We start from the raw sequence: 23,784 nt of genomic DNA, 5'->3' as shown, positions 1-23,784 counted from the left end.
CTCCCTGGGCACCCACGCATCGTGTTCGCCGCAGCAGCCATTTCCTGTATCGCCATTGAAATCCACGATCTTCGTCGTACCACTAGGGGAAATGCGATAGGACGAGACTCGTATCCAGGGCACAGTCACGGGGGATGGGTCCGGCGCCGATTCTCCGCGCGACAAGAACGTACCTCTATCCTCGAGTGGTGACCAACTCGTAGGTATCGTGCATCTTCTGTTCAGTGGAATTCTACTGAGTGCCCAGTCGGAAGGCGAAGCTCTGGCCAGCTGGGGTTGTTTCACGTGAAACATATGCGTACGGCTCCGCCACGACCCCCGGGCTACTGCGTGCTCAGTAGATACCAAGCTCCGTAACAACGACTATTTGCTCACGCGGATCGATCCGTGTTTCATTTTCCGGCGCAAGGGCCGAGATCGTTGCACCCAGCTCGAACTTCACTTCTCCGGTACGCGGTTCTGCAGCCGGCTGGTTTTGCAGAGGGACAGGGCCGCCGGCATGCGTCTCATCGATCCTTAGGTACCTAGCGGAATCCAGCTTTCGCGTCGTTGAGCGACAGAGGTGGAGGACACCACATATTCCGTGATTCGTTGGATCGCTCCTGCAGGATGGGCAAGTCGGGTATACAGCGTTCTGACATGATCCGGGCGATCTCACCATCCAGAACGGTCTGAGGACGGCACCACGTCTCCGATTGCGCTAGAACCGGCTCCGTGCCTTCAGCCGACGGCGGTGCCCCATCCTGAAGACCGCAGCGAAGATCCAGCAGCCTTGGAACGCGTATACAAGCCATGACCCAACTGAGTCCGGCCATTGGGCGCCCAGACCGCCGATGGCGAATGCGATCACGTCCAGAGCTGCTGTCAGAACTCCAGCGGACGATCGCGGATGTGTGCGGCACGACATCCCTTCTCGAAGATCCTGTCAGTCCTTCTTCCAGTAATAGGCGGTGCTCGACCAGCCGCGATACTCATCTGCCCTCCGTGAAAGCATGCACGCTGCCGGTGCACCCCTGCTTGTTTCGCAGTCCCGATTTCGGTTCCCGATCCCGTTGCGAAGAAAGTGAGTGGGTAATGAGAAGGCACCTACCCACATGCACGGCGAAAGGAACTGCCCGAGAGCAAGCTCCACGCCGTCGTATCCTGCCTGCTGGGAATCGTCAGCGGACACCGAGCTCCGAGACAACGATCCTCATCTGGAGACCCTCCGTCCTTGGCCGGTGTGCGACAAGAGCTGACGCGTTTCACGTGAAACATGATGAGGCCGGAAACTGGACGTTCAAGGGGACAGGGGCACAGACACAGAAGCACATTCCCGAGTCTCAAAACCCAAACCCCAAGCGGCCAACCACCTCACATAGCGGACGGACGATCTGGGGGATACTCCTGGCCACCCACGCAAATCCCCAATGAGGTCCTCAGTCTGGCCCGATGAACGTGTCCCAGACTTGACTCACCCCCCGCCGCAGCCCTGCCCCGAACACGGCCATTTCATCGCTGCTCCCAACAAACGCGCGACTCGGCCCGTCAGTGGCACATCGTACTCCTGGCCGGTGTCGCGCTCCTGCAGTGGCTGTCACTGAACTTGTGCTGACTACAGTCGGCATGGGTCCCCAGTGTCGTCTAGACCGTACAGTGTCCTCGCTCGAATAGCGGGCGGTCCGTGTCACTTGGCCGAGGAAGCAGCAGCATGGATGCCAAACTGAGTCTGTCTCGCGGCTGGCATGTGCGTGAAGATTATGTGAGCAAGTGCCCACAGAACGTCCCATCTTGGTCCGGCCAAGTCGGCCTGCATGGCTCAGCGCAATGGCTGCCTCGCCTCCGGTTCGCGAGTTCGATGAGTTATCCCCAGAAGTTATACACAGTGTTTTCCACAGGGTTACCCACAGCCATTCGGACCCGACCCAGTTCGCAGGACGGTAGATGGACCGTTCCTTGCTGACCGGAATCGGCAACGACGATCCATCAAAGAATCACATTCTCCGCGTCCCGGTTAGCCTTTCATACGTGTTTATGGTCGGCGCGGCCAGTAAATCTCCCTGTAGAAGGGGATTTGCGATCTGCCTTTGTCGTCGGTGACGAAGCAGACAGCTGTTTCACGTGAAACAAGCCGGCCCCCATCGGAGCTGTCACGAGACTGCTGCCCGCGGCCGGCGCGGTCGCCCCCGGAAGTAAATCGTAGCGGGGCTGTCCGTTGAGGAGTTCTCCACAAAGTTATCCACAACGATATCCACCGGCGAATGCACAGGCCTCCGAGGTGTCCACCCTGCAGACAGCGCTCATCGTGGGACGTCCCGCGCGGCTCGCGACGTTGTCCTGAGGACGGACGCACGAAGAATGGACGAACATGTTTGCGGCTATCAGCCGACCGTCTGGCGCAAAAGGAACTGAAGACGTCACCCCTGGGACGGAAGGAATCAGCAGGAGTAGTTCCGAAAGTTTGGGTGGACCAGCATGCCTGGGAGAGCCTGCCGATATAGATGCACTGAATGAATTCCGCGCAGTCTGCGGACGCCCTGCCGCGGCATGGCCAAGTCGCGCGCTACAGCGTCCACTGCGAGGCTTCGGGCTGCCGGTTGCTCGCTTCAACGCCGCCGGTTGCTCGCTTCATGATGCTCTGCATGCTGGGACAGTCAGCTGGCTGGGCGACTCCCGGCCAGCCCTGCATCGGTTTGCCGGGGGCTGTGGACTAAGCATCAGTAGCTCGAGTTCCACAAACCAGTTCAATGGGTCGAACCCGGGGAACGTGCCGAAGCAGGCCAGCCCCCGTCCAGCGGTCGGCCCTCCCGTCCACCAGCTTTACACTCGAGCCCACCAGAGATGCATCGGGTGTATGGACCGCTGAATGCCCGGACGATGAGTGTCGATTCGGCGTTCATCCCAAGGAGGAGAATCTCCAACTGACGTTCCGTTCAGTTCACCCCCTGCGTCGCACCCGAGGGCAGGAGATAGTCGGCGAATATTCGCCCAACCCCGCGTCACCATCCTCTCGCAACCCAGAGCCTGGACAACTCATGGACGTACTCGCTCCTAGGTCGGCATATGGGCTCCGCCATTCCCTGCCGTGCCAGTGTTCTGAAGCTCATCATCAAGCACCCCCGCCCAGGAATCAGTCGACGCCCGGCTAAGGTTCGATGCGCTTGCCCGGTCAACAAGTGCCGGACCCGGTACCACGGCCAGATGATCTATCAACGGGCGTGGGCCCTTATGTCACTGCCTGGGGGAGTGCTTGCGTGCAGGGCGAGCCAAATGACATCCAGGCCCGCAGTGGGGTCCAGACCGAGCTGCGGGCGAGAGGTAGCAGGTGTCTAGTGACCACAACAAACTAGTGGCATGGCGTGGTGACCCTCCGTGGCCGTGCAGAACGCAGACCGTCTCTGCCCTGTGTGGCGACCACCCATCTCGTGCCATCTGTCGAGTCTCCCGCCCTCCTGATCCAAAGCAGCCTTCGCTCAGCAGTGCAAAGGACTTGGTGATAGTCACCCAATCGCTTCTTCAAACGGTGTTTCACGTGAAACACCAAGCGGCATCAGTGTAAAGGGCTGCGAAGTCCGGTCTCAGGATAGTCGTCTCCCGTGAATACCGCTCCGCCTACGCCTACGCCTATAGCGAGCGTTCCGACCGACACTGCCCATGAACTGGCGATGATGCCAAAGGGAAGGAGGACTGGCGGAATGATCTAGATGAGCAGGATGACCAGGGTGGGAGGGGTCTAGCACCTGTCCTCTACAGAATGTTTCACGTGAAACAGGAGCATCCAGATTCGGCATTAGACGCATACAACCCACATGAAACGGTGCGCGCGCGCAGATTTGTGAGCATCTGCCGCTTCCATCAAATGCAGCGCCCCCAACAAGTGTGGCCACCCAATTTCGACGCCCATGCCGTGCACCAAGCACTCCGGAACAGCTTCGATTCACGATAGACGGTCAGCTTGGACGAAAGCGTGTTCCCCTGTGCTTCGATCAGAATTTTCCAGACACCAAACCGTCATCTCAGAACTACACGCATTTGGCCATTAGGCGTCCCAAATCGAAGCGGTGCGCAGCCTGAACGATGCGCACCGCTCTTCCCGAAGGGCAAGATACGAAACGGAGAACCTGGAGAGCTCCTGGCAACGCAGGGGTTTATCTACGTATTGTCCTCACGCTGCCAACGGGCTGCTGTGTGGAGACGCACAATCCACGCTTTGCGCACACTCATATGCCCCCTCACAGGTGGCCGTGCCACGCTGACAACCAAAAAGGAGGGCCTGTTTCACGTGAAACAGGCCCTCCCTTTTCGACTACGACGCTAGCTCTCCGAGCCGGGAGCCAAAACCTCCATAATGCGGTTCAGATCCTCCACACTGGCGAATTCTATGCTCACCCGTCCCTTGCGGACTCCAAGGGAAATCTTGACGTTTGTGTCCAACCGATCCGAAAGAGAAGAGGCCAGGTAGTCCAGGCGCTCGTGGCGCGCGCCGGGGCGTGGAATGTTGTTCTTCGCCGGTTTTGAAGGATCCTGGTAGAGCGTTACTGCTTCCTCCGTGGCACGTACTGACATGCCCTCGGCAACTATCTTCTGTGCAAGACGCTCCATGGCGGCTGCATCCGGAAGGGCGAGCAGGGCACGGGCATGGCCGGCGGACAGGACACTCGCAGCCACGCGGCGCTGGACCAGCGGCGGGAGCTTAAGAAGTCGAAGCGTATTGGATACCTGGGGACGTGACCGCCCAATACGGTCGGCGAGCTGCTCGTGGGTAGTTCCGAAGTCTTCGAGAAGCTGCTGATAGGCTGCCGCTTCTTCCAAAGGGTTCAGCTGGCTGCGGTGCAGATTCTCCAGCAGTGCATCCCGGAGAAGGTCGTCATCCGTGGTGTCGCGCACGATTGCAGGGATCGTGGCCATACCGGCAGCCTGTACTGCCCTCCATCGGCGTTCACCCATGACCAGTTCATAGGGTTCTCCACCTTCTTCGGTTGAAGTACGCACCACAATTGGCTGGAGGACACCGATTTCCCGGACGGAGTGAATAAGCTCCGCCATGTCGTCCTCATCGAATACAGAACGAGGCTGCTTCCGGTTGGGGTGAATGTCCGCAACAGGGATCTCAGCGAAACGCACTCCAGGGACGTCCACCAAGTCAACACCATTGTCCATCACGGCATTCTCGTGGTCCAACGGCTCCGGCACCTCAGCTGCTCCCCGAGTCTCGGCCAGTCCGGCGTCGCTCTCCGAAGCAGTCCCAGCGTCAGCGCGATTCCTGGCGGAAGCCTTCTCAGCTGCCGGCTTCTCCACGACCTCGCCGGTTTGGTCTGAGGTGGTCCTGGCCGTTGAGTGACCGGCAGTCTTCGTCTCGGCAGCAGGCCCTGCTGCACCGTCCACATCCGTGGAGGGAGCCGGCGCAGAAGTCGGAGCGTGTGCACCACCATTGTCGACGGACTCATCCTCCGGAGCTACCTTCTTACGGCCCTCCGGGAAGAAGAGATCCACGGGACGTGACGCAGCAGCCCCGTTGCCCGACGCGCTGCCAGCGGCGGAACTTGGAATGAGTGCGCCAAGACCGCGGCCTAAGCCCCGTCGCTTTTCGCTCATAAATAGATCCCTCCGATGGAAGAGCCCGGCATTGCCTGACTCCAGTTGTTGCAGTTCTTGAAGATTCTAGCGCTCAGCGATTTCTGCTGCGGCTTCCAGATAGGACAGGGCTCCACTGGAGGAAGGATCGTAGGTCATAACTGTCTGCTGGTAACTCGGTGCCTCGGAGATCCGCACGGAGCGAGGGACCACCGCTCCCAGTACCTGATCCGGGAAATGCTGGCGCACCTCGGCGGCCACTTGCGCCGCCAGGTTGGTGCGGCCGTCATACATGGTCAGAAGGATGGTGGACACCTCCAGGTCAGCATTGAGGTGCTTCTGGATCATCTCAATGTTCTTGAGCAGTTGGCTCAGGCCTTCCAGGGCGTAGTACTCGCACTGGATGGGAATGAGGACTTCACCCGCTGCGCAGAAGGCATTAACCGTCAGCAGTCCAAGGCTGGGAGGGCAGTCGATGAAGATGTAATCCAGGCGCTCTTCGCCGTTCTTTTCCCGCGCCTTGGCGTATACGTCGATAGCACGGCGGAGCCGTTGCTCGCGCGCCACGAGCGAGACGAGCTCAATCTCGGCGCCTGCCAGGTGTATGGTGGCGGGCGCGCAGATCAGGTTGCTGATGTCCGGGCACGGAGCCACCACGTCTGCGAGGGGAAAGTCGTTGATGAGGACATCGTAGATGCTGTCAACGTCCGCATGGTGCTCGACGCCCAGGGCAGTGGAGGCGTTGCCTTGGGGATCAATATCAATGACCAGGACATTCAATCCGGCGGCAGCCAAGGCTGCGGCGATGTTCACCGTGGTGGTGGTCTTACCAACGCCACCTTTTTGGTTCGACACGGTGAAGACCCGGGTCTTCTCGGGTTTAGGGAGCTCACGGCCGAGGAGACGTTCCCGACGCTTGGTTTCATGCGCAAGCTCACGGGCGATCGGGCTGGAATCATCCATCGTATCGATGACGTTCGTTCTACCCGATGAGGTTGTTTCACGTGAAACAGAGGAAAGAGTCGCCAGTTCCGCAACAGGGTTCGGGTGATTTCCACCCCGCCCCGGAGCGGAACCCGGACCAGCAACCGAACGTGCTGACCCCAAAGACACAAACGGGGGGATCCGTTGTGTGGATCCTTCGCTACTGGTCACTGGGACACACTCACTCTCGTTCAGCTTTTTGCTGCCGTTGTCTAGCCTAACCGCTTCGCCCTGCAGACCAAGGCTACCCGGGCCTCAGCTAGGCTTTCTTTTGGGACTTATTTACAACGATCCGTACCACCGTGGTGGGTTCTTCCAGGAGATGCTCACCGACTGTCAGCACGGACGTCTCAACCCCTCCGAGTTTGCGGATGATCTTTGCGGCTTTCTCGATCTCCTCGCCTGCGCTGCGTCCCTTGATGGCCACAACATTGCCCTTCCCCGCGAGAAGGGGGATGGTGAGTCCGGCAAGGTTGCTGAGCGCCGATACGGCACGGGCAGTCACTACATCGGCGTCAACGAGTCCAACTGCCAGTTCGGCGCGGGTCCGCATTACAGTGACGTTGATCAGACCCAGGTCATCCACGACCTCCTGGAGCCAGATGACACGGCGCTCCAGAGGTTCGATCAGGGTCAGCTCCAGGTCCGGACGCGCGATGGCCAGACACAACCCCGGAAGGCCAGCGCCACTGCCGACGTCGGCAACATGGCTGCCGTGCGCAATTTCGCTTTCGATAACGGCACAGTTGAGGACATGCCGGCTCCACAGCCGCGGGATTTCCCGTGGGCCGATGAGTCCCCGCTCCGTTCCGGATGTTGCCAGGTGCTCCACATAGCGCTTGGCAAGGTCCAGGCGGTCACCGAAGATCTTCTCAGCCGCCAGCAGTTCAGCTGCCGTGATGTCAACCATGATTAGCGGATCAGCAATTCTCTAGTCAGCGGATACAACAATGTGGCGGCCTGCGCCTTCGCCTTCGGACTCGCTGACCAGACCGAGATCGGCAACGGCGTCGTGGACAATCTTGCGTTCGTAGGCGCTCATGGGTTCCAGGGCTACGGCCTTGCCGGTCTCCTTGACGGAGGCGGCGGCATCCTCAGCAATTTTCTGCAGGTGGCCGGCACGCTCATGACGGTAGCCGTTGATGTCCAGCACCAGGCGTGAGCGGTTCTCGGTGGCGGAGAGGACAGCGAGCCGGGTCAGCTCCTGCAGGGCCTCGAGGACCTCGCCATCTTCGCCCACCAGGCCGTCCAGGCTGTTCGATTTTTCCTCGGCAACAATGGAAATGTACGTACGCCCGTTCCGGACCTCGATATCAATGTCACCGTCGATGTCCGCGATGTCCAGGAGTTCCTCCAGGTAGTCGGCGGCAACATCGCCTTCTTCTTCAAGACGGCTGGCAGCAGAGCCTTTGGTGGAAGCAGCGGCGTCATTCACGGATTCGTCCTGATCGTCAATGACCTCGTCGGAAAGGGCGTGCTCGGTGCTCTCTGCTGACATTACTTCTTCTTCCTGTTCTTACGTTGTGGCTGGATGCGCTGTCCTTTGGCCTCGATGACCGCGGCTGCCGCAGCAGCCTCAGCTTCGGCGTCGGCCTTTTTTCCGCCCAGGATGGCCAGGGGCGGCAGGCCCTTGGCGGCACGGCGCTCGGCAAGGGCCTTGGCGGCGGGAGAACCGGGCGTCGGCATGCGGCGGATCACAAAGAACTGCTGAGCCATGGTCCAGAGGTTGGTGGTTGTCCAGTAGATCAGGACACCGATGGGGAAGTTGATGCCGCCGACGCCGAAGACAACCGGCAGGATGTATAGCATCATCTTCTGCTGCCGCATGAACGGGCTGGCCATGGCCTCTTCGGACATGTTCTTGGCCATGATCTGCTTCTGCGTGATGAACTGCGAGGCCGTCATCGCCAGGATCATCACAATCGAAAGGATCCAAACGGCCGTTGCATTGCCCTCAGGGTTATGCAGCAGGGTTGCCGACAGCGGCGCCCCGAAGATGGTGGAGTCGTCAAACTGCATCACCTGTTCGTGGCTCATCGCGCCGATGCTCTTGCCCTGGTCACGGGCGGTGCTGATGCCGGAGAGCACCTGGAAGAGCGCAAAGAAGAACGGCATCTGGATCAGCATGGGGAGGCAGGCGGAGAACGGGTTGGTCCCGTGCTTCTTGTACATCGCCATCTGTTCCTGCGCCATGGCCTGCCGGGACAGCTGATCGGTCTTGCCCTTGTACTTATCCTGGAGCTTCTTCAGGTCCGGCTGGAGCAGCTGCATGCCACGCTGCGCCTTGATCTGCTTGACGAACACAGGGATCAGCGCCGCACGGATCACCAGCACAAGCCCGATGATGGACAGCGTCCAGGTCCAGCCGGAAGCCTCAGGCAGGCCAATGGTGCTCAGCCCCTCATGGAAGCCCACCATGATGACGGACACAAGCCACTTGAACGGAAACATGATTGTTTCAAAGAAGTCCATACAATATCCCTATTCGTCAGGCCGCAACGCGGCCTTCTCCATCAGTCTGAGCAGCCAGGTACTTGTCCGGATTGTTCAGCACAACAATTGTGGGGGTCCGGTTTTCAGGCCATTCCCGGTGCCCGGCGGGGACGTGGTCCACACCACCGGCATTCCATGGATGGCAGCGTGCAAGCCGGCGTGCAGCAAGCCAGCTTCCCTTGACCGCGCCATGGACAGTGATCGCCTCAAGGGCGTAGGCGGAACATGAAGGAAAGAATCGGCACACCTGCCCATACAAGGGGGAAATCACCTTGCGGTAGGCCAGCAGCAGCAGAATGAGGATGTTTCGAGGCAGGTTCCAGACAGCCTTGCCCAGGGTAACGGCCACAGGGGAAAGATAACGGACGACGGCGGCAGTCACGTTATGCACGCTGTGTCCCTTCCTGTGTTGTGCCGGTTGAACCATTTACAGCAGCCCGCGGAAGGCGGCTGCCCAACCGGTTCACGTTCAATGCCAATGCAGCGTTGTAGTCCGCCAGCAGTTGGTCCCAGCTGGCGGCCGCAGACGCGGGCAGCGCCCGGACCACTATGGCGAACCCGGTACCGTACTCGCGCAGCGAGGCAGCACCGGCTTCTCTCAGTCTTCTCTTAACGAGGTTCCTGACCACAGCGTTCCCGACACTTTTGGAAACGATGAACCCGATCCGGCTGGGTTCGTCGGCAGCAATAGCTGCCGTATATAACACTACGTTCCGGCGTCCATTGCGGACACCGGAACGTACGGTTGTTGAAAAATCGGTTGCAGTCCTCAAACGGTTACGGGTGGCCAGCACCTTAAACTCGCAAAGAAATGTAAACCGACGAGTCAGTTATCTAGGCCGACAGTTCGGTGCGTCCCTTGCCACGACGGGCTGCCAGGATGGCACGGCCGGCACGGGTACGCATACGAAGGCGGAAGCCGTGCTTCTTGGCTCGACGGCGGTTATTCGGCTGAAAAGTCCGCTTGCTCACGTTAGTTACTCCAGTGGATCAAAGGTGCGCCCACCCGATCAGTAATGGGGAAGAACTGGCCGACGCTAAGTTTTGTATATGCACGCTTCCCCCGGCTGCTCGAACGCGGTGCGTCTGAGAGATTCAGATGGGGCAAAAAAGCGGACACAAAGGACTTCACAACGTTAGGGCAAAATGCGCCACCGAGTCAAACCGGGATGGCCTGCGATACCTGTCCCCGACTGTGGTTAACCGACGTCAACAGCCTGTGGATGAAGCGGCTCACAGGGGCTGTTTCCGAACCACAACGGTGTAATTATCCACAAGCTACTTCCCAGCTATCTTCTAGCGTTTTGATCCCCTAGAGTGGCTCAGTAGCCGATTATCCACGGACTGTGCATAACCCTGTGGATGAAGCTGGACCAGCATCCTGGTTCCGGACTTGGGGCTGCAGCTAATGCAGGCAAGCAAGTTTTGAGGAACTGATTGATGACGGTAGACGAAGCCAACCACGCCAATACTGTCGGAAGTTCCTGGCGCAGGGTTGTCAGCCTGCTAGAACAGGACGACCGTGTTTCACCGAGGCAGCGGGGCTTTGTCATCTTGGCCCAGGCACAGGGCCTGATTGGTTCCACCCTCTTGGTGGCGGTACCCAACGAGCTCACGCGCGAAGTCCTGCAGACGCAGGTCAAGGATGCGCTGGATGACGCATTGCACAACGTTTTTTCCGACGACATCCGCTGCGCAATCGATGTTGACACCGATCTGGTGCCCATCCACGAAGAGCCGGAACCCGTCGTCGAACCGTCCTTCATCTCGGACCAGCTGATCGAGCAGAAGCCGCAGCCCATGCTGCCGAGCACCTCCCACGAATTCGGCAGGCTCAACCCCAAGTACGTCTTTGACACCTTTGTGATCGGTTCATCGAACCGTTTTGCCCACGCTGCCGCTGTGGCCGTTGCGGAAGCGCCGGCCAAGGCCTACAACCCGCTTTTCATCTACGGTGATTCCGGGCTGGGCAAGACGCACCTCCTCCACGCCATCGGCCACTATGCCCGCCGCCTGTACAGCGGGATCCGCGTCCGTTATGTGAACTCCGAGGAATTCACCAACGACTTCATCAACTCCATCCGCGATGACGAAGGCGCCAGCTTCAAGACCACGTACCGCAACGTGGATGTGCTGCTGATTGACGACATCCAGTTCCTGGCCGGCAAGGACCGGACGCTGGAGGAGTTCTTCCACACCTTCAATTCGCTTCACAACAACAACAAGCAGGTGGTCATCACCTCGGACCAGCCGCCCAAACTGCTGGCAGGTTTCGAAGACCGGATGAAGTCCCGCTTTGAGTGGGGCCTGCTGACGGATATCCAGCCTCCGGAACTGGAGACCCGCATCGCCATCCTGCGGAAGAAGGCCCTCAGTGAAGGGCTCTCAGCACCGGACGACGCCCTGGAGTACATTGCGTCCAAGATCTCCAGCAACATCCGTGAACTCGAAGGGGCCCTCATCCGGGTGACGGCGTTCGCCAGCCTCAACCGCCAGCCGGTTGATGTCGCCCTGGCGGAGATGGTCCTGAAGGACCTCATTACCGACGACGGCGCCCAGGAAATCACGTCGAGCCAGATCCTCACTCAGACAGCTGACTACTTCAAGCTCAGCATGGAGGAACTCTGCAGCAAGTCCCGGACCAGGACCCTGGTCACCGCCCGGCAGATCGCCATGTACCTCTGCCGTGAACTGACAGACATGTCGCTGCCGAAGATCGGCCAGGAGCTCGGCGGGCGAGATCACACCACCGTCATCCACGCGGACCGCAAGATCCGTGAACTGATGGCCGAGCGCCGTGTGATCTACAACCAGGTCACGGAGCTCACCAACAGGATCAAGCAGCAGCAACGGGATTCCTGAACCTCGCACTCCTACCTTATTAACAGGCTCATGTGGATAACCCTGTGGATACTTAAGGGGACAACCCCGCTTAGTGGGCTTAAAACCCTTAAGGCATCTGTGGATCGTCGAAAACCGCAAAACGGTTATCCCCATCCACACCCTGTTTAAAACCTGCGGCGCCCACAGTCCATGAACAGGCCTTAACCGCTGGATCCTGCGGTCGGATTGGGTTATCCACAGTTTCCACAGCAGTTATTAACACTACTAATCCTAAGAAATTGATTTCCCTCAAACAACAAGATCGATCCGCACGCTGAGCAGACCTGGGGCTGAGGGCCCCGGACGGCGGGGATCCTTGCCGGGGATGGGTTAATCCCGGATCTTCCGGCTAAGCTGTCAGCAGCGCTCCCATCCTTGGGTTTCTCTGTGGTTCAGCAAGCGCGGACCATGCAGGTTCAGGTGTTGGGGCAACTACTTTTGGAACTCCCTTGAAGGAATTTCAGGTTCAGACATGGCAGCAGCAATGAAAGGCGGCACCCTTCCGTGAAGTTCAGAGTCGAACGGGACGTCCTGGCAGAAGCCGTCACCTGGACAGCCCGGTCGCTGTCTCCGCGGCCGCCGGTACCCGTACTGTCCGGCCTGCTCCTCAAGGCTGAGGCAGGAACCGTAAGCCTTTCGAGCTTCGACTATGAGACCTCCGCACGCCTCGAGATTGCCGCGGATATCACGGTTGAAGGCACAATCCTGGTGTCCGGGCGGCTCCTGGCCGACATCTGCCGCAGTCTGCCCTCCGCCCCCGTGGATGTGGAAACCGACGGCAACAAGGTCACCCTCACCTGCCGACGCAGCAGTTTCCACCTGGCCACCATGCCCGAAGCGGAGTACCCGCCCCTGCCTGCGCTGCCCACCATCAGCGGCACCGTGCCCGGAGATTCCTTCGCGCAGGCCGTTTCCCAGGTGATCATCGCAGCCAGCAAAGACGACACCCTCCCGATCCTCACCGGCGTCCGGATGGAAATCGAGGATGACCTCATCACCCTCCTGGCGACGGACCGCTACCGGCTGGCCATGCGCGAAGTACCTTGGAAGCCAGTTACTCCGGGCATCTCCACCAGTGCCCTGGTCAAGGCGAAAACTCTTAGCGAGGTCGCCAAGACTCTGGGCAACAGCGGTGACATCAACCTCGCCCTGGCGGACGACGACAGCAGGCTCATTGGCTTCGAAAGCGGCGGGCGCACCACCACCTCGCTGCTGGTTGACGGTGACTACCCCAAGATCCGCTCGCTTTTTCCCGATTCCACGCCGATTCACGCCACGGTGCAGACACAGGAACTGGTGGAAGCCGTCCGCCGTGTGTCACTCGTTGCGGAGCGCAATACCCCGGTCCGTCTGGCCTTCACCGAGGGACAGTTGCACCTCGACGCCGGCACCGGCGAGGACGCCCAGGCCTCCGAAGAGCTCGAAGCACAGCTTTCGGGCGACGACATCACCGTTGCCTTCAACCCGCACTATCTGGTGGAGGGACTCAGCGTGATTGAAACCAAGTACGTCCGGTTCTCGTTCACCACGGCGCCCAAGCCGGCCATGATCACTGCCCAAGCCGAAGCCGACGGCGAAGACCAGGACGATTACCGCTACCTGGTCATGCCGGTCCGGCTCCCCAACTAGGTAGCAGTATTCGTCGTTTTGGGCCCCCAAAACGACGCTTAGTGCGACCTACTTGGGTGGCGCTACTGAGCACCCCCCATTCACCAGCGCAGAAGGAGTTTCCACCGTGCATATCGGACTGATCGGCCTTGGAAAAATGGGTTTCAACATGCGCGAACGGCTTCGCAAGGGGGGAATCGAGGTCACCGGCCTGGACCGCAACCCCGACATCACCGATGTTGCGTCGGTGGATGACCTTATCGCCGCGGTGCCTGCACCACGCCTCATCTGGGTCATGGTCCCCGCCGGTGAGATCACCGATGCGGTCATCACCGAACTTGGAAACAAGCTTGACGCCGGCGACCTGGTGGTTGACGGCGGGAACTCGCGTTTCACAGAGGACCAGAAACACGGTGCCGTTCTGGCGGCAAAGGCCATCCGTTTCGTGGACTGCGGCGTTTCCGGCGGTGTGTGGGGGCTCCAGAACGGATACGGCCTGATGGCCGGCGGCGAGGCAGCCGATATCGAGCGCGCACTTCCGGTCTTTGATGCCCTGCGCCCGGAGGGAGAACGGGCAGACAGCTTTGTCCACGTGGGCGGTATCGGCGCCGGTCACTACGCAAAGATGGTCCACAACGGCATCGAATACGGACTGATGCAGGCCTATGCCGAAGGCTATGAACTGCTGGCGGCCAAGGACATCGTTACGGATCTGCCCGGAACCTTCCGCGCGTGGCAGAAGGGCACGGTGGTCCGTTCGTGGCTGCTGGACCTTATGGTCAAGGCGCTGGACGAGGATCCGGGCCTGGAATCCATCGATGACTATGTGGAAGATTCCGGCGAAGGACGCTGGACAGTTGAGGAGGCCATAGCCAACGCCGTTCCGGCGCCGGCCATCACGGCCGCCCTCTTCGCACGTTTTTCATCCCGTGAGGACAATTCCCCGGCCATGAAGATGGTTTCAGCACTGCGCCACCAGTTCGGCGGGCATGCCACCCGTCCCGCCAAGTAGTAGCCACCCCGGGATCCGAGGGGTCCCGAGAATTCTGAAGACGGCGTGTATCTAGAACACCTTTCATTGACTGACTTCCGCAGTTATGCCCAGGTAGACCTAGCCCTGGAGCCCGGAGTCACCGTGCTGGTGGGCTCCAACGGGATCGGTAAGACCAACCTGATGGAGGCCATCGGTTATCTGACCACGCTGAGCTCCCACCGCGTCAGTTCAGATGGTCCCCTGTTGCGGTTCGGCATGGAACGCGCCCTGGTCCGGGCTCGGCTGGTCCGCGGCGGCCAGACCACGGTCCTGGAACTGGAGATCAACGCCAACCGGGCCAACCGCGGCCGCATCAACCGGAGCAACCCCGTGCGTGCCCGGGACCTCCTGGGTATCTGCCAGACGGTCCTTTTTGCTCCCGAGGACCTGGCCCTGGTCAAGGGGGATCCATCAAGCCGACGCCGGTTCCTCGACGAGCTGTTGGTGAACCTGGTTCCCCGCCACTCAGCAACGCGCAGCGATTACGACCGTGTTCTCAAGCAGCGTAACGCCCTCTTGAAATCCGCCCGGGCCGGAAAATTCAGTGCCGGCCATGAGGCCACACTGGACGTGTGGGATCAGCACATGGCGCGGGCGGGCGCCGAACTTTTGCATGCGCGCCTGGAGCTTGTGGAAAGGCTGCGTCCCCACCTGGCCAGGGCGTATGCCCAGCTCACGGACGGGTCCAAGGAAGCCGGCGCTGTCTACCGCTCCACGCTTCAAAACCTGATGGACGACGACGGCGCGCCTGCTTTGGGTGCGGGAAGTGGCGGGACTGCGGGTGGCGGCACGGCTGCCGGCCAGGAAGACCTCCGGGAACTTTCTGTAGAACAGCTCACCGACCGCTACGTCCGGGCATTTGCGGCGTCCCGCCGCAAGGAACTTGAACGCGGCATTTCGTTAGTGGGACCGCACCGGGATGAGTTGGAGATGGTCCTCGGCGAGGCACCTGCCAAAGGCTATGCCTCGCATGGCGAAACCTGGTCAATGTGCCTGTCGCTCCGGTTGGCGTCCTATTACGTGATGCTCGATGACGCGCGGACCGGCGGATCCGCCCCGATCCTTATCCTTGATGACGTTTTTGCCGAGCTGGACGTCCAGCGGCGGCGTAAACTGGCGGCAATAGTCTCCGGTGCGGAACAGGTCCTGGTGACCGCCGCCGTCGACGCCGACATTCCGGAAGAGCTGTCCGGCCGGCGGGTGAAGGTTATCCCGGGAGGAATTGATGAGTAGGGACGACAAGAGCGGCGGCGGTCTTCAACCGGGCCGCGATCCCGATAACATCGACGCGCCCCAGGCGGCTCTGAACAGGATGCGCGAGGCAGCTGCGGCACGTGGGGAGATCCGTCGCAAAGCACCCCGGGCCGCAGGCACGGAAAAATCCAAGCGTGGAATCAGGGACACCCGCGGCTTCAGCCAGTTCCATGCCACCGGACGGGACCCCCTGGGACTGGGCAAGGTGGTGGGACGGCTGGTTGCGGAGCGCGGCTGGACCTCGCCGGTAGCGGTGGGATCCGTCATGGCTGAGTGGGCGACCCTGGTGGGACCGGAGATTTCTGCACATTGCACCCCGGAAAGCTTCAGTGACACCACGCTTCATGTGCGCTGCGATTCAACGGCCTGGGCCACACAGCTGCGGCTCCTGAGCCTGAGCCTGCTGGAAAAGTTCCGCACCGAACTGGGAGACGGTGTGGTCACCAGCATCCAGGTGCTGGGACCGTCCGCGCCCAGCTGGCGCAAGGGCGGCCGTACCGTCAACGGCCGCGGTCCCCGTGACACCTACGGATAAGCGCCGCGGCGACTCTTGAATATTCGTCCGACGCCGTGTAGGGCGCTGCAACGCCCTTGGGGCGTATAGGAACCCAAAGACGGGACCGCTGGGGCGCCCTAGGCCGGGTCAATGGCCTCGCACAGGCACATTAGTGTCCGCCGTTGCCCCTGGAATGCGGGATTATGCCCGGGTCCACGATAGAATCACATCAGATAACTGGGCGCCGGTGAAACGTTGACTGGGTCTGTTTTCCGCGCGCTAACAGCCAGCGGACCACGGTTCCGCACGTCGACCAAGTAGCTAGCGCCATCAGTTTGTGCCTGTTGGCGGATCCTTTCCCTTATGGACCCTGGGGAACGGAATCGGCCGGCCATCATCGAAAACAGAGGAGTCGACAGCGCCTGTGGCTAACGACAATACAGATATCCAGGCAGTGGAACCCGCACTGGAGGATGCCCGTACACCTGACACCCCGGCGGAAGCTGTGACACCGCGCGAATACGGCGCCAGCGACATTACGGTTCTTGAGGGCCTCGAAGCCGTCAGAAAACGTCCCGGCATGTACATCGGCTCCACCGGCCTCCGGGGGCTCCACCACCTGGTTTATGAAGTGGTGGACAACTCTGTTGACGAGGCCCTGGCCGGATACTGCACACACATCGAAGTGGTCCTGCAGGCCGATGGCGGCGTCAAGGTGGTTGATGACGGCCGCGGTATCCCCGTGGACATGCACCCCACCGAGCACAAGCCCACCGTCGAGGTTGTCATGACCATCCTGCACGCTGGCGGCAAGTTCGGGGGCGGCGGTTACGCGGTTTCCGGCGGCCTGCACGGTGTGGGAATCTCGGTGGTGAATGCCCTGTCAAGCCGGGTTGAGACAGAGGTCAGGCGCCAAGGCAACGTATGGCGGATGTCCTTCGCTGACGGCGGCAAGCCCCAGGGCGGCCTGGTGAAGGGTGATGAAACCGACCGGACAGGAACAACCCAGACGTTCTACCCCGATGAAGGTATCTTCGAATCCACCGAATTCGATTTTGAGACCCTCCGCGCCAGATTCCAGCAGATGGCCTTCCTCAACAAGGGCCTGCGCATCACCCTGACGGACGAGCGCACCTCCACTGAGGACGACGCCGCCGATGGTGATCTTGACCTTGACGCCGTGGTCACCGAAGGTGAGGTCGCCGCGGAACACCGCACCGTTGTCTACCAGTACGACGACGGACTGCTGGACTATGTGAAGCACCTGAATTCGGGCAAGAAGGTGGATGTGGTCCACGAGGACGTCATCGCTTTCGAAACCGAGGACAAGGAACGCCGCATTGCGCTGGAAATGGCCATGCAGTGGACCAACGCCTATTCCGAAAGCGTCCACACATACGCCAACACCATCAACACCCACGAGGGCGGAACCCACGAAGAGGGCTTCCGCGCCGCGATGACTTCGCTCATCAACCGCTATGCGCGCGAGAAGAGCATCATCAAGGAAAAGGATGACAACCTCACCGGTGATGACATCCGTGAGGGCCTGACAGCCGTCATTTCCGTTAAGCTCGCAGAACCGCAGTTCGAGGGCCAGACCAAAACCAAACTCGGCAATTCCGAAGTCAAGGGCTTTGTCCAGCGTGTGGTCACTGACGGACTGGGTGACTGGCTGGAGCGGAACCCCGGACCGGCCCGCGACGTCATCCGCAAAGCGATTTCTGCGGCTCAGGCGCGAATGGCCGCGCGGAAGGCCCGTGACAATGCCCGCCGGAAGAGCCCGCTGGAGTCCTTCGGGATGCCCGGAAAACTCTCGGACTGCTCCTCGAAGGACCCGGCCAAGTGCGAGGTGTACCTCGTGGAGGGCGATTCGGCCGGCGGTTCAGCCAAACGAGGGCGCAACCCCGAAACCCAGGCGATCCTGCCGCTGCGCGGCAAGATCCTGAACGTTGAGCGGGCCCGGCTGGACAAGGCCCTGGGCAATGCCGAGGTCCAGTCCATGATTACGGCTTTCGGGACCGGCATCGGCGAGGATTTCGATCTCACCAAGCTCCGCTATCACAAAATTGTGCTGATGGCTGATGCCGATGTTGACGGCCAGCACATCACCACACTGCTAATGACCCTGCTGTTCCGCTACATGCGCCCGCTCATCGAGAACGGCTACGTCTACCTGGCACAGCCTCCGCTGTACCGGATTAAGTGGTCCAATGCTCCGCATGACTACGTCTTCAGCGACAAGCAGCGCGATGCAATGCTGCTGACAGGCCAGGCCGCCGGCCGCCGCATCCCCAAGGACAACGGCATACAGCGCTACAAGGGCCTCGGCGAGATGGATTACACCGAACTGTGGGACACCACCATGGATCCGGACCACCGTACCCTCCTGCAGGTCACCATGGACGATGCGCTGGCCGCGGACCAGATTTTCTCAACGCTGATGGGCGAAGACGTGGAGTCACGCCGTAATTTCATTCAGCAGAATGCCAAGGACGTCAGGTTCCTGGATATCTAATCCGCTGCGCGGATTGATATTCCATAACTGACATATACCTGAAACGGAAAATAGACTATGAGTGACGAAACACCCGAGAACCCGGCGGACTCCGCCGGTCTTCCGGACGCCGTTCTTGAAGGCGATGTGCTGGTCGATCGCGTAGAGCAGGTGGATCTGCAGACTGAGATGCAGCGCTCCTACCTGGACTACGCCATGGCGGTCATTGTGGGCCGCGCGCTTCCGGATGTGCGCGATGGACTGAAGCCCGTGCACCGCCGCGTGCTGTACGCGATGTTCGACGGCGGCTACCGCCCGGACCGCTCGTTCAACAAGTGCGCCCGCGTGGTGGGCGAGGTCATGGGCCAGTACCACCCCCATGGTGACACCGCGATCTATGATGCCCTGGTCCGACTGATCCAGGACTGGACCATGCGCTACCCGCTCGCCCTGGGCCAGGGGAACTTCGGCTCGCCCGGCAACGACGGTGCGGCTGCCCCCCGGTATACGGAAACCAAGATGGCCCCGCTGGCCATGGAGATGGTCCGGGACATCGACGAGGAGACCGTCGACTTCCAAGACAACTACGACGGCAAGAACCAGGAACCCACCATCCTGCCGGCCCGCTTCCCCAACCTGTTGGTCAACGGCTCGTCCGGGATCGCCGTAGGCATGGCCACGAATATTCCGCCGCATAACCTCCGTGAAGTTGCCGACGGTGTCCAGTGGTACCTGGCCAACCCGACGGCGGGCCGCGAGGAACTGCTGGAAGAACTGCTGCTCCGCATCAAGGGTCCCGATTTCCCGACCGGCGCGACCATCCTGGGCCACAAGGGCATCGAGGACGCCTACCGGACGGGCCGCGGCTCCATCACCATGCGCGCCGTGGTCAACGTGGAGGAACTCCAGGGCCGCACGTGCCTGGTGGTCACCGAACTGCCTTACCAGGCCAACCCCGACAACCTGGCCATCAAGATCGCCGAACTGGTCAAAGACGGCAAGATCCAGGGCATCGCGGACCTCCGGGACGAGACCTCTGGCCGCACCGGCCAGCGCCTGGTCATTGTGCTCAAGCGCGATGCTGTGGCCAAGGTGGTGCTGAACAACCTCTACAAGCACACCCAGCTGCAGGACAACTTCGCAGCCAACATGTTGGCAATCGTCGACGGCGTGCCGCGCACCCTGAGCCTCGACGCCTTCATCCGCCACTGGGTGACGCACCAGATGGACGTTATTGCCCGGCGGACCCGCTACCGCCTGCGCAAAGCTGAAGAGGAAGCGCACATCCTGCGTGCCCTCCTCAAGGCCCTGGACATGCTGGACGAGGTTATTGCCCTGATCCGCGCCTCCAACACCACCGAGGCCGCCCGCGACGGCCTGATGCAGCTGCTGGATATCGATGAGCTGCAGGCGCGTGCCATCCTGGATATGCAGTTGCGCCGTCTTGCGGCCCTGGAACGGCAGAAGATCCAGGACCGGCACTCCGAACTCGAAGCCCTGATTACCGAGTACAACACCATTCTGGCTTCCGAGGAACGCCAGCGCGGGATCATCAGCACCGAGCTGGGTGAGATCGTGGCCAAGCACGGGGACGACCGCCGCACCAAGATCCTGATGGGTTTCGACGGTGACATGTCCATGGAGGACCTGATCCCCGAAGAGGAAATGGTTGTCACCATCACCCGCGGCGGCTACGTCAAGCGCACACGGAGCGACAACTACCGCTCACAGCAGCGCGGCGGCAAGGGCATCAAGGGTGCACAGCTGCGCGGCGATGACGTTGTGGAGCACTTCTTTGTCACAACTACCCACCACTGGCTGCTGTTCTTCACCAACCTTGGCCGGGTATACCGCGCCAAGGCTTACGAGCTGGTGGAGGCAGGCCGCGACGCAAAGGGCCAGCACGTCGCCAACCTAATGGCGTTCCAGCCGGACGAACACATCGCCCAGGTACTGGATCTCAAGGACTACCAGCACGCACCCTACCTGGTCCTCGCCACCAAGCGCGGCCTGGTCAAGAAGACCCGCCTGGAGGACTACGACACCAACCGCTCCGCCGGCGTGATTGCCATCAACCTGCGGGACGAGGACGAGCTGGTGTCCGCCCAGCTGGTCTCCGAAACTGACGACCTCCTGCTGGTTTCCCGCAAGGGCCAGTCCATCCGGTTCACGGCCACCGATGACGCCCTGCGTCCCATGGGCCGCGCAACCTCCGGGGTCACCGGCATGAAGTTCCGCGAGGAGGACGAGCTGCTGGCCGCCAACGTGGTCACGGACGGATCGTTTGTGTTCATTGTGACCGAGGGCGGCTATGCGAAACGCACGGCAGTGGAAGAGTACCGGCTCCAGGGCCGCGGTGGCCTGGGAATCAAGGTTGCCAAGCTTGCCGAAGAGCGCGGCGACCTGGTGGGTGCCCTGATTGTCCAGGAAGAGGACGAGGTCCTGGTGGTCATGGAAGGCGGCAAGGTTGTTCGTTCTTCGGTCGCCGGAGTCCCCGCCAAGGGGCGCGACACCATGGGCGTCATCTTCGCGAAACCGGACAAGAATGACCGGATCATCGAGGTGGCACGGAACAGCGAACGTGGACTTGAGGGCGATGAATCCATGGACGATGACGTAACGTTGGCTGATGAGGCCGGATCTCCCGAGGGATCCGCAGAGTCAGAGGCAGTGGCACAAACATCACCGGCCGTTGAGTCAGAGGACGCCTCGGGCGACGCTGAGCCGAACGAAGACTACACCGGAGGTAACGAGTGAGTAATCCCGACTCATATCCCAAGCCGACCAGCAATGGTCCCGGCGGAACACGCCAACCCGCGGCCGCTCCCCGGGTGAACGCACCCGTCCGTCCCCCGCAGCGGCCGGCAGCGGCCGGCGTTCCGGGCCAGAGGCCCGCTGCTCCCGGCCAGCGCCCGGTGCAGCCAGGGCAAGGCCCGCGCCGTGCGCAGGATCAGCCCGGCCAGGGCCAGCGAGCCGCCCAGGGTGCTCCCGGACTGGTCAAGCCGGCGCCCAAGGCAAAGGTCAGGCGTGCACGGCTGCTCGTGAGCAAGGTGGATCCCTGGTCGGTCCTGAAGATGGCATTCCTCCTCTCCGTGGCGTTGGGAATCGTCACTGTAGTGGCGGCCATTGTGCTGTGGACCGTCCTGGACCTTACGGGCATCTTTGATCAGGTGGACAGTCTCCTGGGGACCCTGGCGGGTTCCGAGGGAGGCGGGTTCGAGCTGAAGAAGGTCGCGTCCCTGGGGCAGGTGGCCTCTTTCGCCACGATTATCGCGGTAGTGAATGTGGTCCTGCTGACTGCGCTGTCCATGCTGTCTGCCGTGCTGTACAACATCTCGGCGACACTGGTCGGCGGCATCGGTGTCACCCTGACGGACGACTGAAAACCCGCAATTTTCCGGATATTTGCCGGTGGAGTACCTCGATTTGAGATCGGGCCGGGATGTGCTGTAAAGTCATATCTCGGCCCGATGAGGCATCGGGGCGTATAGCTCAGGCGGTTAGAGCGCTTCGCTGATAACGAAGAGGTCCCAGGTTCAAGTCCTGGTACGCCCACGGAACCTGTGCAGGTTCAAGTGGAGGTTCGGGTTACCTAGGTAGATCCGAGCCGGAACGGGGTGCATGTGAAGAAGTTGCTGGTACTTGCAGCTGCGATCGCAGGCGTCCTGCTCTACAAGAAGGCACAGGAATCCGAAGCCCAGAAAACAGTCTGGAGCGAGTCAACCGACAAGGTTGATTAGCCCGGATTCCAGGGCCTGGAGCTGGTAAACGGCTCTCTGGTTCTAGGGTATGATTGTCGGGTTGCTTCTTATGGGGGCATGGCGCAATTGGTAGCGCACCTGCTTTGCAAGCAGGGGGTTCGGGGTTCGAGTCCCCGTGCCTCCACCATAAGAAAGTCCCGGACAGCGGAAACGCTGTCCGGGACTTTTTGCTTTGGCTTCGCAAGGGGGTCCTTGACCCCTTGAGCCTTGGACTGCGGGGCGTGGACACGCGCTGATGCCACAGTAGGGTTGGACAGTGAACTTCTTCATCGCAGCGCTCGGTGTGTTGGGTGTTGCGTCTTCCGGTCCGCTGATCGCCGCCACGCTCGGGGCCACAACGGTGAGTGCCCTGGCAATAGCCTTCTGGCGGAACGCCATTGGGGCCGCTGTCATGGCAACTCCCACGCTGATCCGCGAACCGCGGCAGTTCGGGCGGCTCACCCGAAGCGAGTTCCGCTGGTCTTTGCTGGCCGCGCTCGCCCTGGCCCTGCACTTTGCTTGCTTTATCACCTCACTGCAGCTCACCTCCGTGGCTGCGGCAACTGCCCTGGTCTGCCTCCAGTCCGCATGGATCGCCGTCTTCCAGCTGGTCCGTGGAACGAGGCACCGCTGGCAGGTGCTCGCAGGCCTGGGAATTGCCTTTGGTGGTGTGGTTGCCATCACGGGTTTCGATATGGGATCTTCACCGGATGCACTCCTTGGTGATCTGCTGGCGGTGGCCGGCGGCGCCCTGGCCGGCCTCTACACGCTGGCGGGCGGCAAGGCCCGGCAAAGCATGACCACGGGAACGTACACCACGCTCTGCTACGGAATGTGTGCCGCAATGGTGGCGCTGCTCGCGCTCGTCAGCCATCAGCCGCTGGTGGGGTTCGACGCCGTTGGCTGGCTTGGCATCGCCGCCATCACCGTGTGCGCCCAGTTGGTGGGCCATACAGCCTTTAATCACCTGCTGGCCACCATGAGCCCGCTACTGGTGTCGATGATCATACTGCTGGAGATACCGGGTGCGGCCCTGCTGGCAGCCGTGTTCCTGCACGAGACCCTCCCGGCGGGCACCTACGCGGGATTGGGGCTCATCCTGATGGGGCTCGCGGTCGTGGTCCTTGGTCAGCGGTCCGGCCGGGCCAGAAGGAAGGGCCGGGACTCTCCGCCCGGCTCCCGGGGTGGCGGCCCGCCGTCGGAACGCCTGGCGGAGCTGGGCACAGACTGAGGCCCGGCGCGTGTT

At 61.1% G+C, this 23,784-nt stretch carries 18 protein-coding genes and 2 tRNA genes; 12 read left to right on the top strand and 8 right to left on the bottom strand.

What is annotated here, in order from left to right; all coding sequences use genetic code 11:
* Nucleotides 1-4,293 precede the first annotated feature (4,293 nt).
* From QFZ30_RS20660 to rpmH, 8 genes are all read right to left on the bottom strand, one after another.
* Entirely contained in the window at nucleotides 4,294-5,574 is a 1,281-nt protein-coding gene (locus QFZ30_RS20660; protein WP_307079499.1) for a ParB/RepB/Spo0J family partition protein, read from the bottom strand.
* A gap of 66 nt (nucleotides 5,575-5,640) precedes the next feature.
* Nucleotides 5,641-6,708, bottom strand: coding sequence for a ParA family protein (locus QFZ30_RS20655; RefSeq protein WP_307079497.1), 1,068 nt, complete (start codon nucleotides 6,706-6,708; stop codon nucleotides 5,641-5,643).
* A gap of 88 nt (nucleotides 6,709-6,796) precedes the next feature.
* Nucleotides 6,797-7,447, bottom strand: coding sequence for a 16S rRNA (guanine(527)-N(7))-methyltransferase RsmG (gene rsmG, locus QFZ30_RS20650; protein ID WP_307079495.1), 651 nt, complete (start codon nucleotides 7,445-7,447; stop codon nucleotides 6,797-6,799).
* Between the two features lie 21 nt (nucleotides 7,448-7,468).
* Nucleotides 7,469-8,035, bottom strand: coding sequence for a Jag family protein (locus tag QFZ30_RS20645; protein WP_307079493.1), 567 nt, complete (start codon nucleotides 8,033-8,035; stop codon nucleotides 7,469-7,471).
* Nucleotides 8,035-9,009, bottom strand: coding sequence for a membrane protein insertase YidC (gene yidC / locus QFZ30_RS20640; RefSeq protein ID WP_307079491.1), 975 nt, complete (start codon nucleotides 9,007-9,009; stop codon nucleotides 8,035-8,037). Before yidC ends, QFZ30_RS20645 begins: the two co-directional genes overlap by 1 nt.
* A gap of 16 nt (nucleotides 9,010-9,025) precedes the next feature.
* Nucleotides 9,026-9,421, bottom strand: a complete 396-nt coding sequence (gene yidD / locus QFZ30_RS20635) for a membrane protein insertion efficiency factor YidD (protein ID WP_307079489.1) — start codon at nucleotides 9,419-9,421, stop codon at nucleotides 9,026-9,028.
* Nucleotides 9,414-9,824 (bottom strand): ribonuclease P protein component, encoded by a 411-nt coding sequence (gene rnpA, locus QFZ30_RS20630; RefSeq protein ID WP_307079486.1) that lies wholly within the window; start codon nucleotides 9,822-9,824, stop codon nucleotides 9,414-9,416. The genes yidD and rnpA overlap by 8 nt, the downstream gene beginning before the upstream one ends.
* Before the next feature lie 40 nt (nucleotides 9,825-9,864).
* A complete protein-coding gene (gene rpmH / locus QFZ30_RS20625) occupies nucleotides 9,865-10,002 on the bottom strand; it encodes a 50S ribosomal protein L34 (RefSeq protein WP_003800212.1) in 138 nt (45 codons plus the stop codon).
* Between the two features lie 468 nt (nucleotides 10,003-10,470).
* Between rpmH and dnaA the strand changes: the two genes are divergently transcribed.
* The 12 genes from dnaA (at nucleotide 10,471) to QFZ30_RS20565 (ending at nucleotide 23,769) form a co-directional block, all read left to right on the top strand.
* Nucleotides 10,471-11,892: a chromosomal replication initiator protein DnaA gene (dnaA, locus tag QFZ30_RS20620; RefSeq protein ID WP_307079484.1), complete on the top strand. Its 1,422-nt coding sequence runs from the start codon at nucleotides 10,471-10,473 to the stop codon at nucleotides 11,890-11,892.
* 525 nt (nucleotides 11,893-12,417) lie between these two features.
* The gene (gene dnaN, locus QFZ30_RS20615; protein ID WP_307079482.1) at nucleotides 12,418-13,542 is read left to right on the top strand and encodes a DNA polymerase III subunit beta; all 1,125 of its coding nucleotides are present in this window, start codon (nucleotides 12,418-12,420) and stop codon (nucleotides 13,540-13,542) included.
* A gap of 106 nt (nucleotides 13,543-13,648) precedes the next feature.
* Entirely contained in the window at nucleotides 13,649-14,533 is an 885-nt protein-coding gene (gnd, locus tag QFZ30_RS20610) for a phosphogluconate dehydrogenase (NAD(+)-dependent, decarboxylating) (protein ID WP_307079479.1), read from the top strand.
* A gap of 45 nt (nucleotides 14,534-14,578) precedes the next feature.
* Nucleotides 14,579-15,787 (top strand): DNA replication/repair protein RecF, encoded by a 1,209-nt coding sequence (gene recF, locus QFZ30_RS20605; protein ID WP_307079477.1) that lies wholly within the window; start codon nucleotides 14,579-14,581, stop codon nucleotides 15,785-15,787.
* Nucleotides 15,780-16,343, top strand: coding sequence for a DUF721 domain-containing protein (locus QFZ30_RS20600; RefSeq protein ID WP_307079475.1), 564 nt, complete (start codon nucleotides 15,780-15,782; stop codon nucleotides 16,341-16,343). Before recF ends, QFZ30_RS20600 begins: the two co-directional genes overlap by 8 nt.
* A gap of 385 nt (nucleotides 16,344-16,728) precedes the next feature.
* On the top strand, nucleotides 16,729-18,819 hold the full coding sequence (gyrB, locus tag QFZ30_RS20595) for a DNA topoisomerase (ATP-hydrolyzing) subunit B (protein ID WP_307079473.1): 2,091 nt from the start codon (nucleotides 16,729-16,731) through the stop codon (nucleotides 18,817-18,819).
* Nucleotides 18,820-18,876: 57 nt separating this feature from the next.
* Nucleotides 18,877-21,555 carry a DNA gyrase subunit A gene (gene gyrA, locus QFZ30_RS20590; protein WP_307079471.1) on the top strand — a complete coding sequence of 893 codons (2,679 nt, stop codon included), beginning with the start codon at nucleotides 18,877-18,879 and terminating at the stop codon, nucleotides 21,553-21,555.
* A complete protein-coding gene (locus QFZ30_RS20585; RefSeq protein WP_307079469.1) occupies nucleotides 21,552-22,181 on the top strand; it encodes a DUF3566 domain-containing protein in 630 nt (209 codons plus the stop codon). Before gyrA ends, QFZ30_RS20585 begins: the two co-directional genes overlap by 4 nt.
* A 98-nt stretch (nucleotides 22,182-22,279) precedes the next feature.
* Nucleotides 22,280-22,353, top strand: a tRNA-Ile gene (locus QFZ30_RS20580).
* A 68-nt stretch (nucleotides 22,354-22,421) separates the two neighbouring features.
* Entirely contained in the window at nucleotides 22,422-22,538 is a 117-nt protein-coding gene (locus tag QFZ30_RS20575; protein ID WP_307079467.1) for a DLW-39 family protein, read from the top strand.
* A 72-nt stretch (nucleotides 22,539-22,610) separates the two neighbouring features.
* Nucleotides 22,611-22,686, top strand: a tRNA-Ala gene (locus QFZ30_RS20570).
* 129 nt (nucleotides 22,687-22,815) lie between these two features.
* Nucleotides 22,816-23,769, top strand: coding sequence for a DMT family transporter (locus QFZ30_RS20565; RefSeq protein ID WP_307079466.1), 954 nt, complete (start codon nucleotides 22,816-22,818; stop codon nucleotides 23,767-23,769).
* Nucleotides 23,770-23,784 lie beyond the last annotated feature (15 nt).

Source organism: Arthrobacter pascens (assembly GCF_030815585.1).
Taxonomy (GTDB): Bacteria; Actinomycetota; Actinomycetes; order Actinomycetales; family Micrococcaceae; genus Arthrobacter; species Arthrobacter pascens_A.
This window is presented reverse-complemented; position numbering and strand designations above follow the sequence as displayed.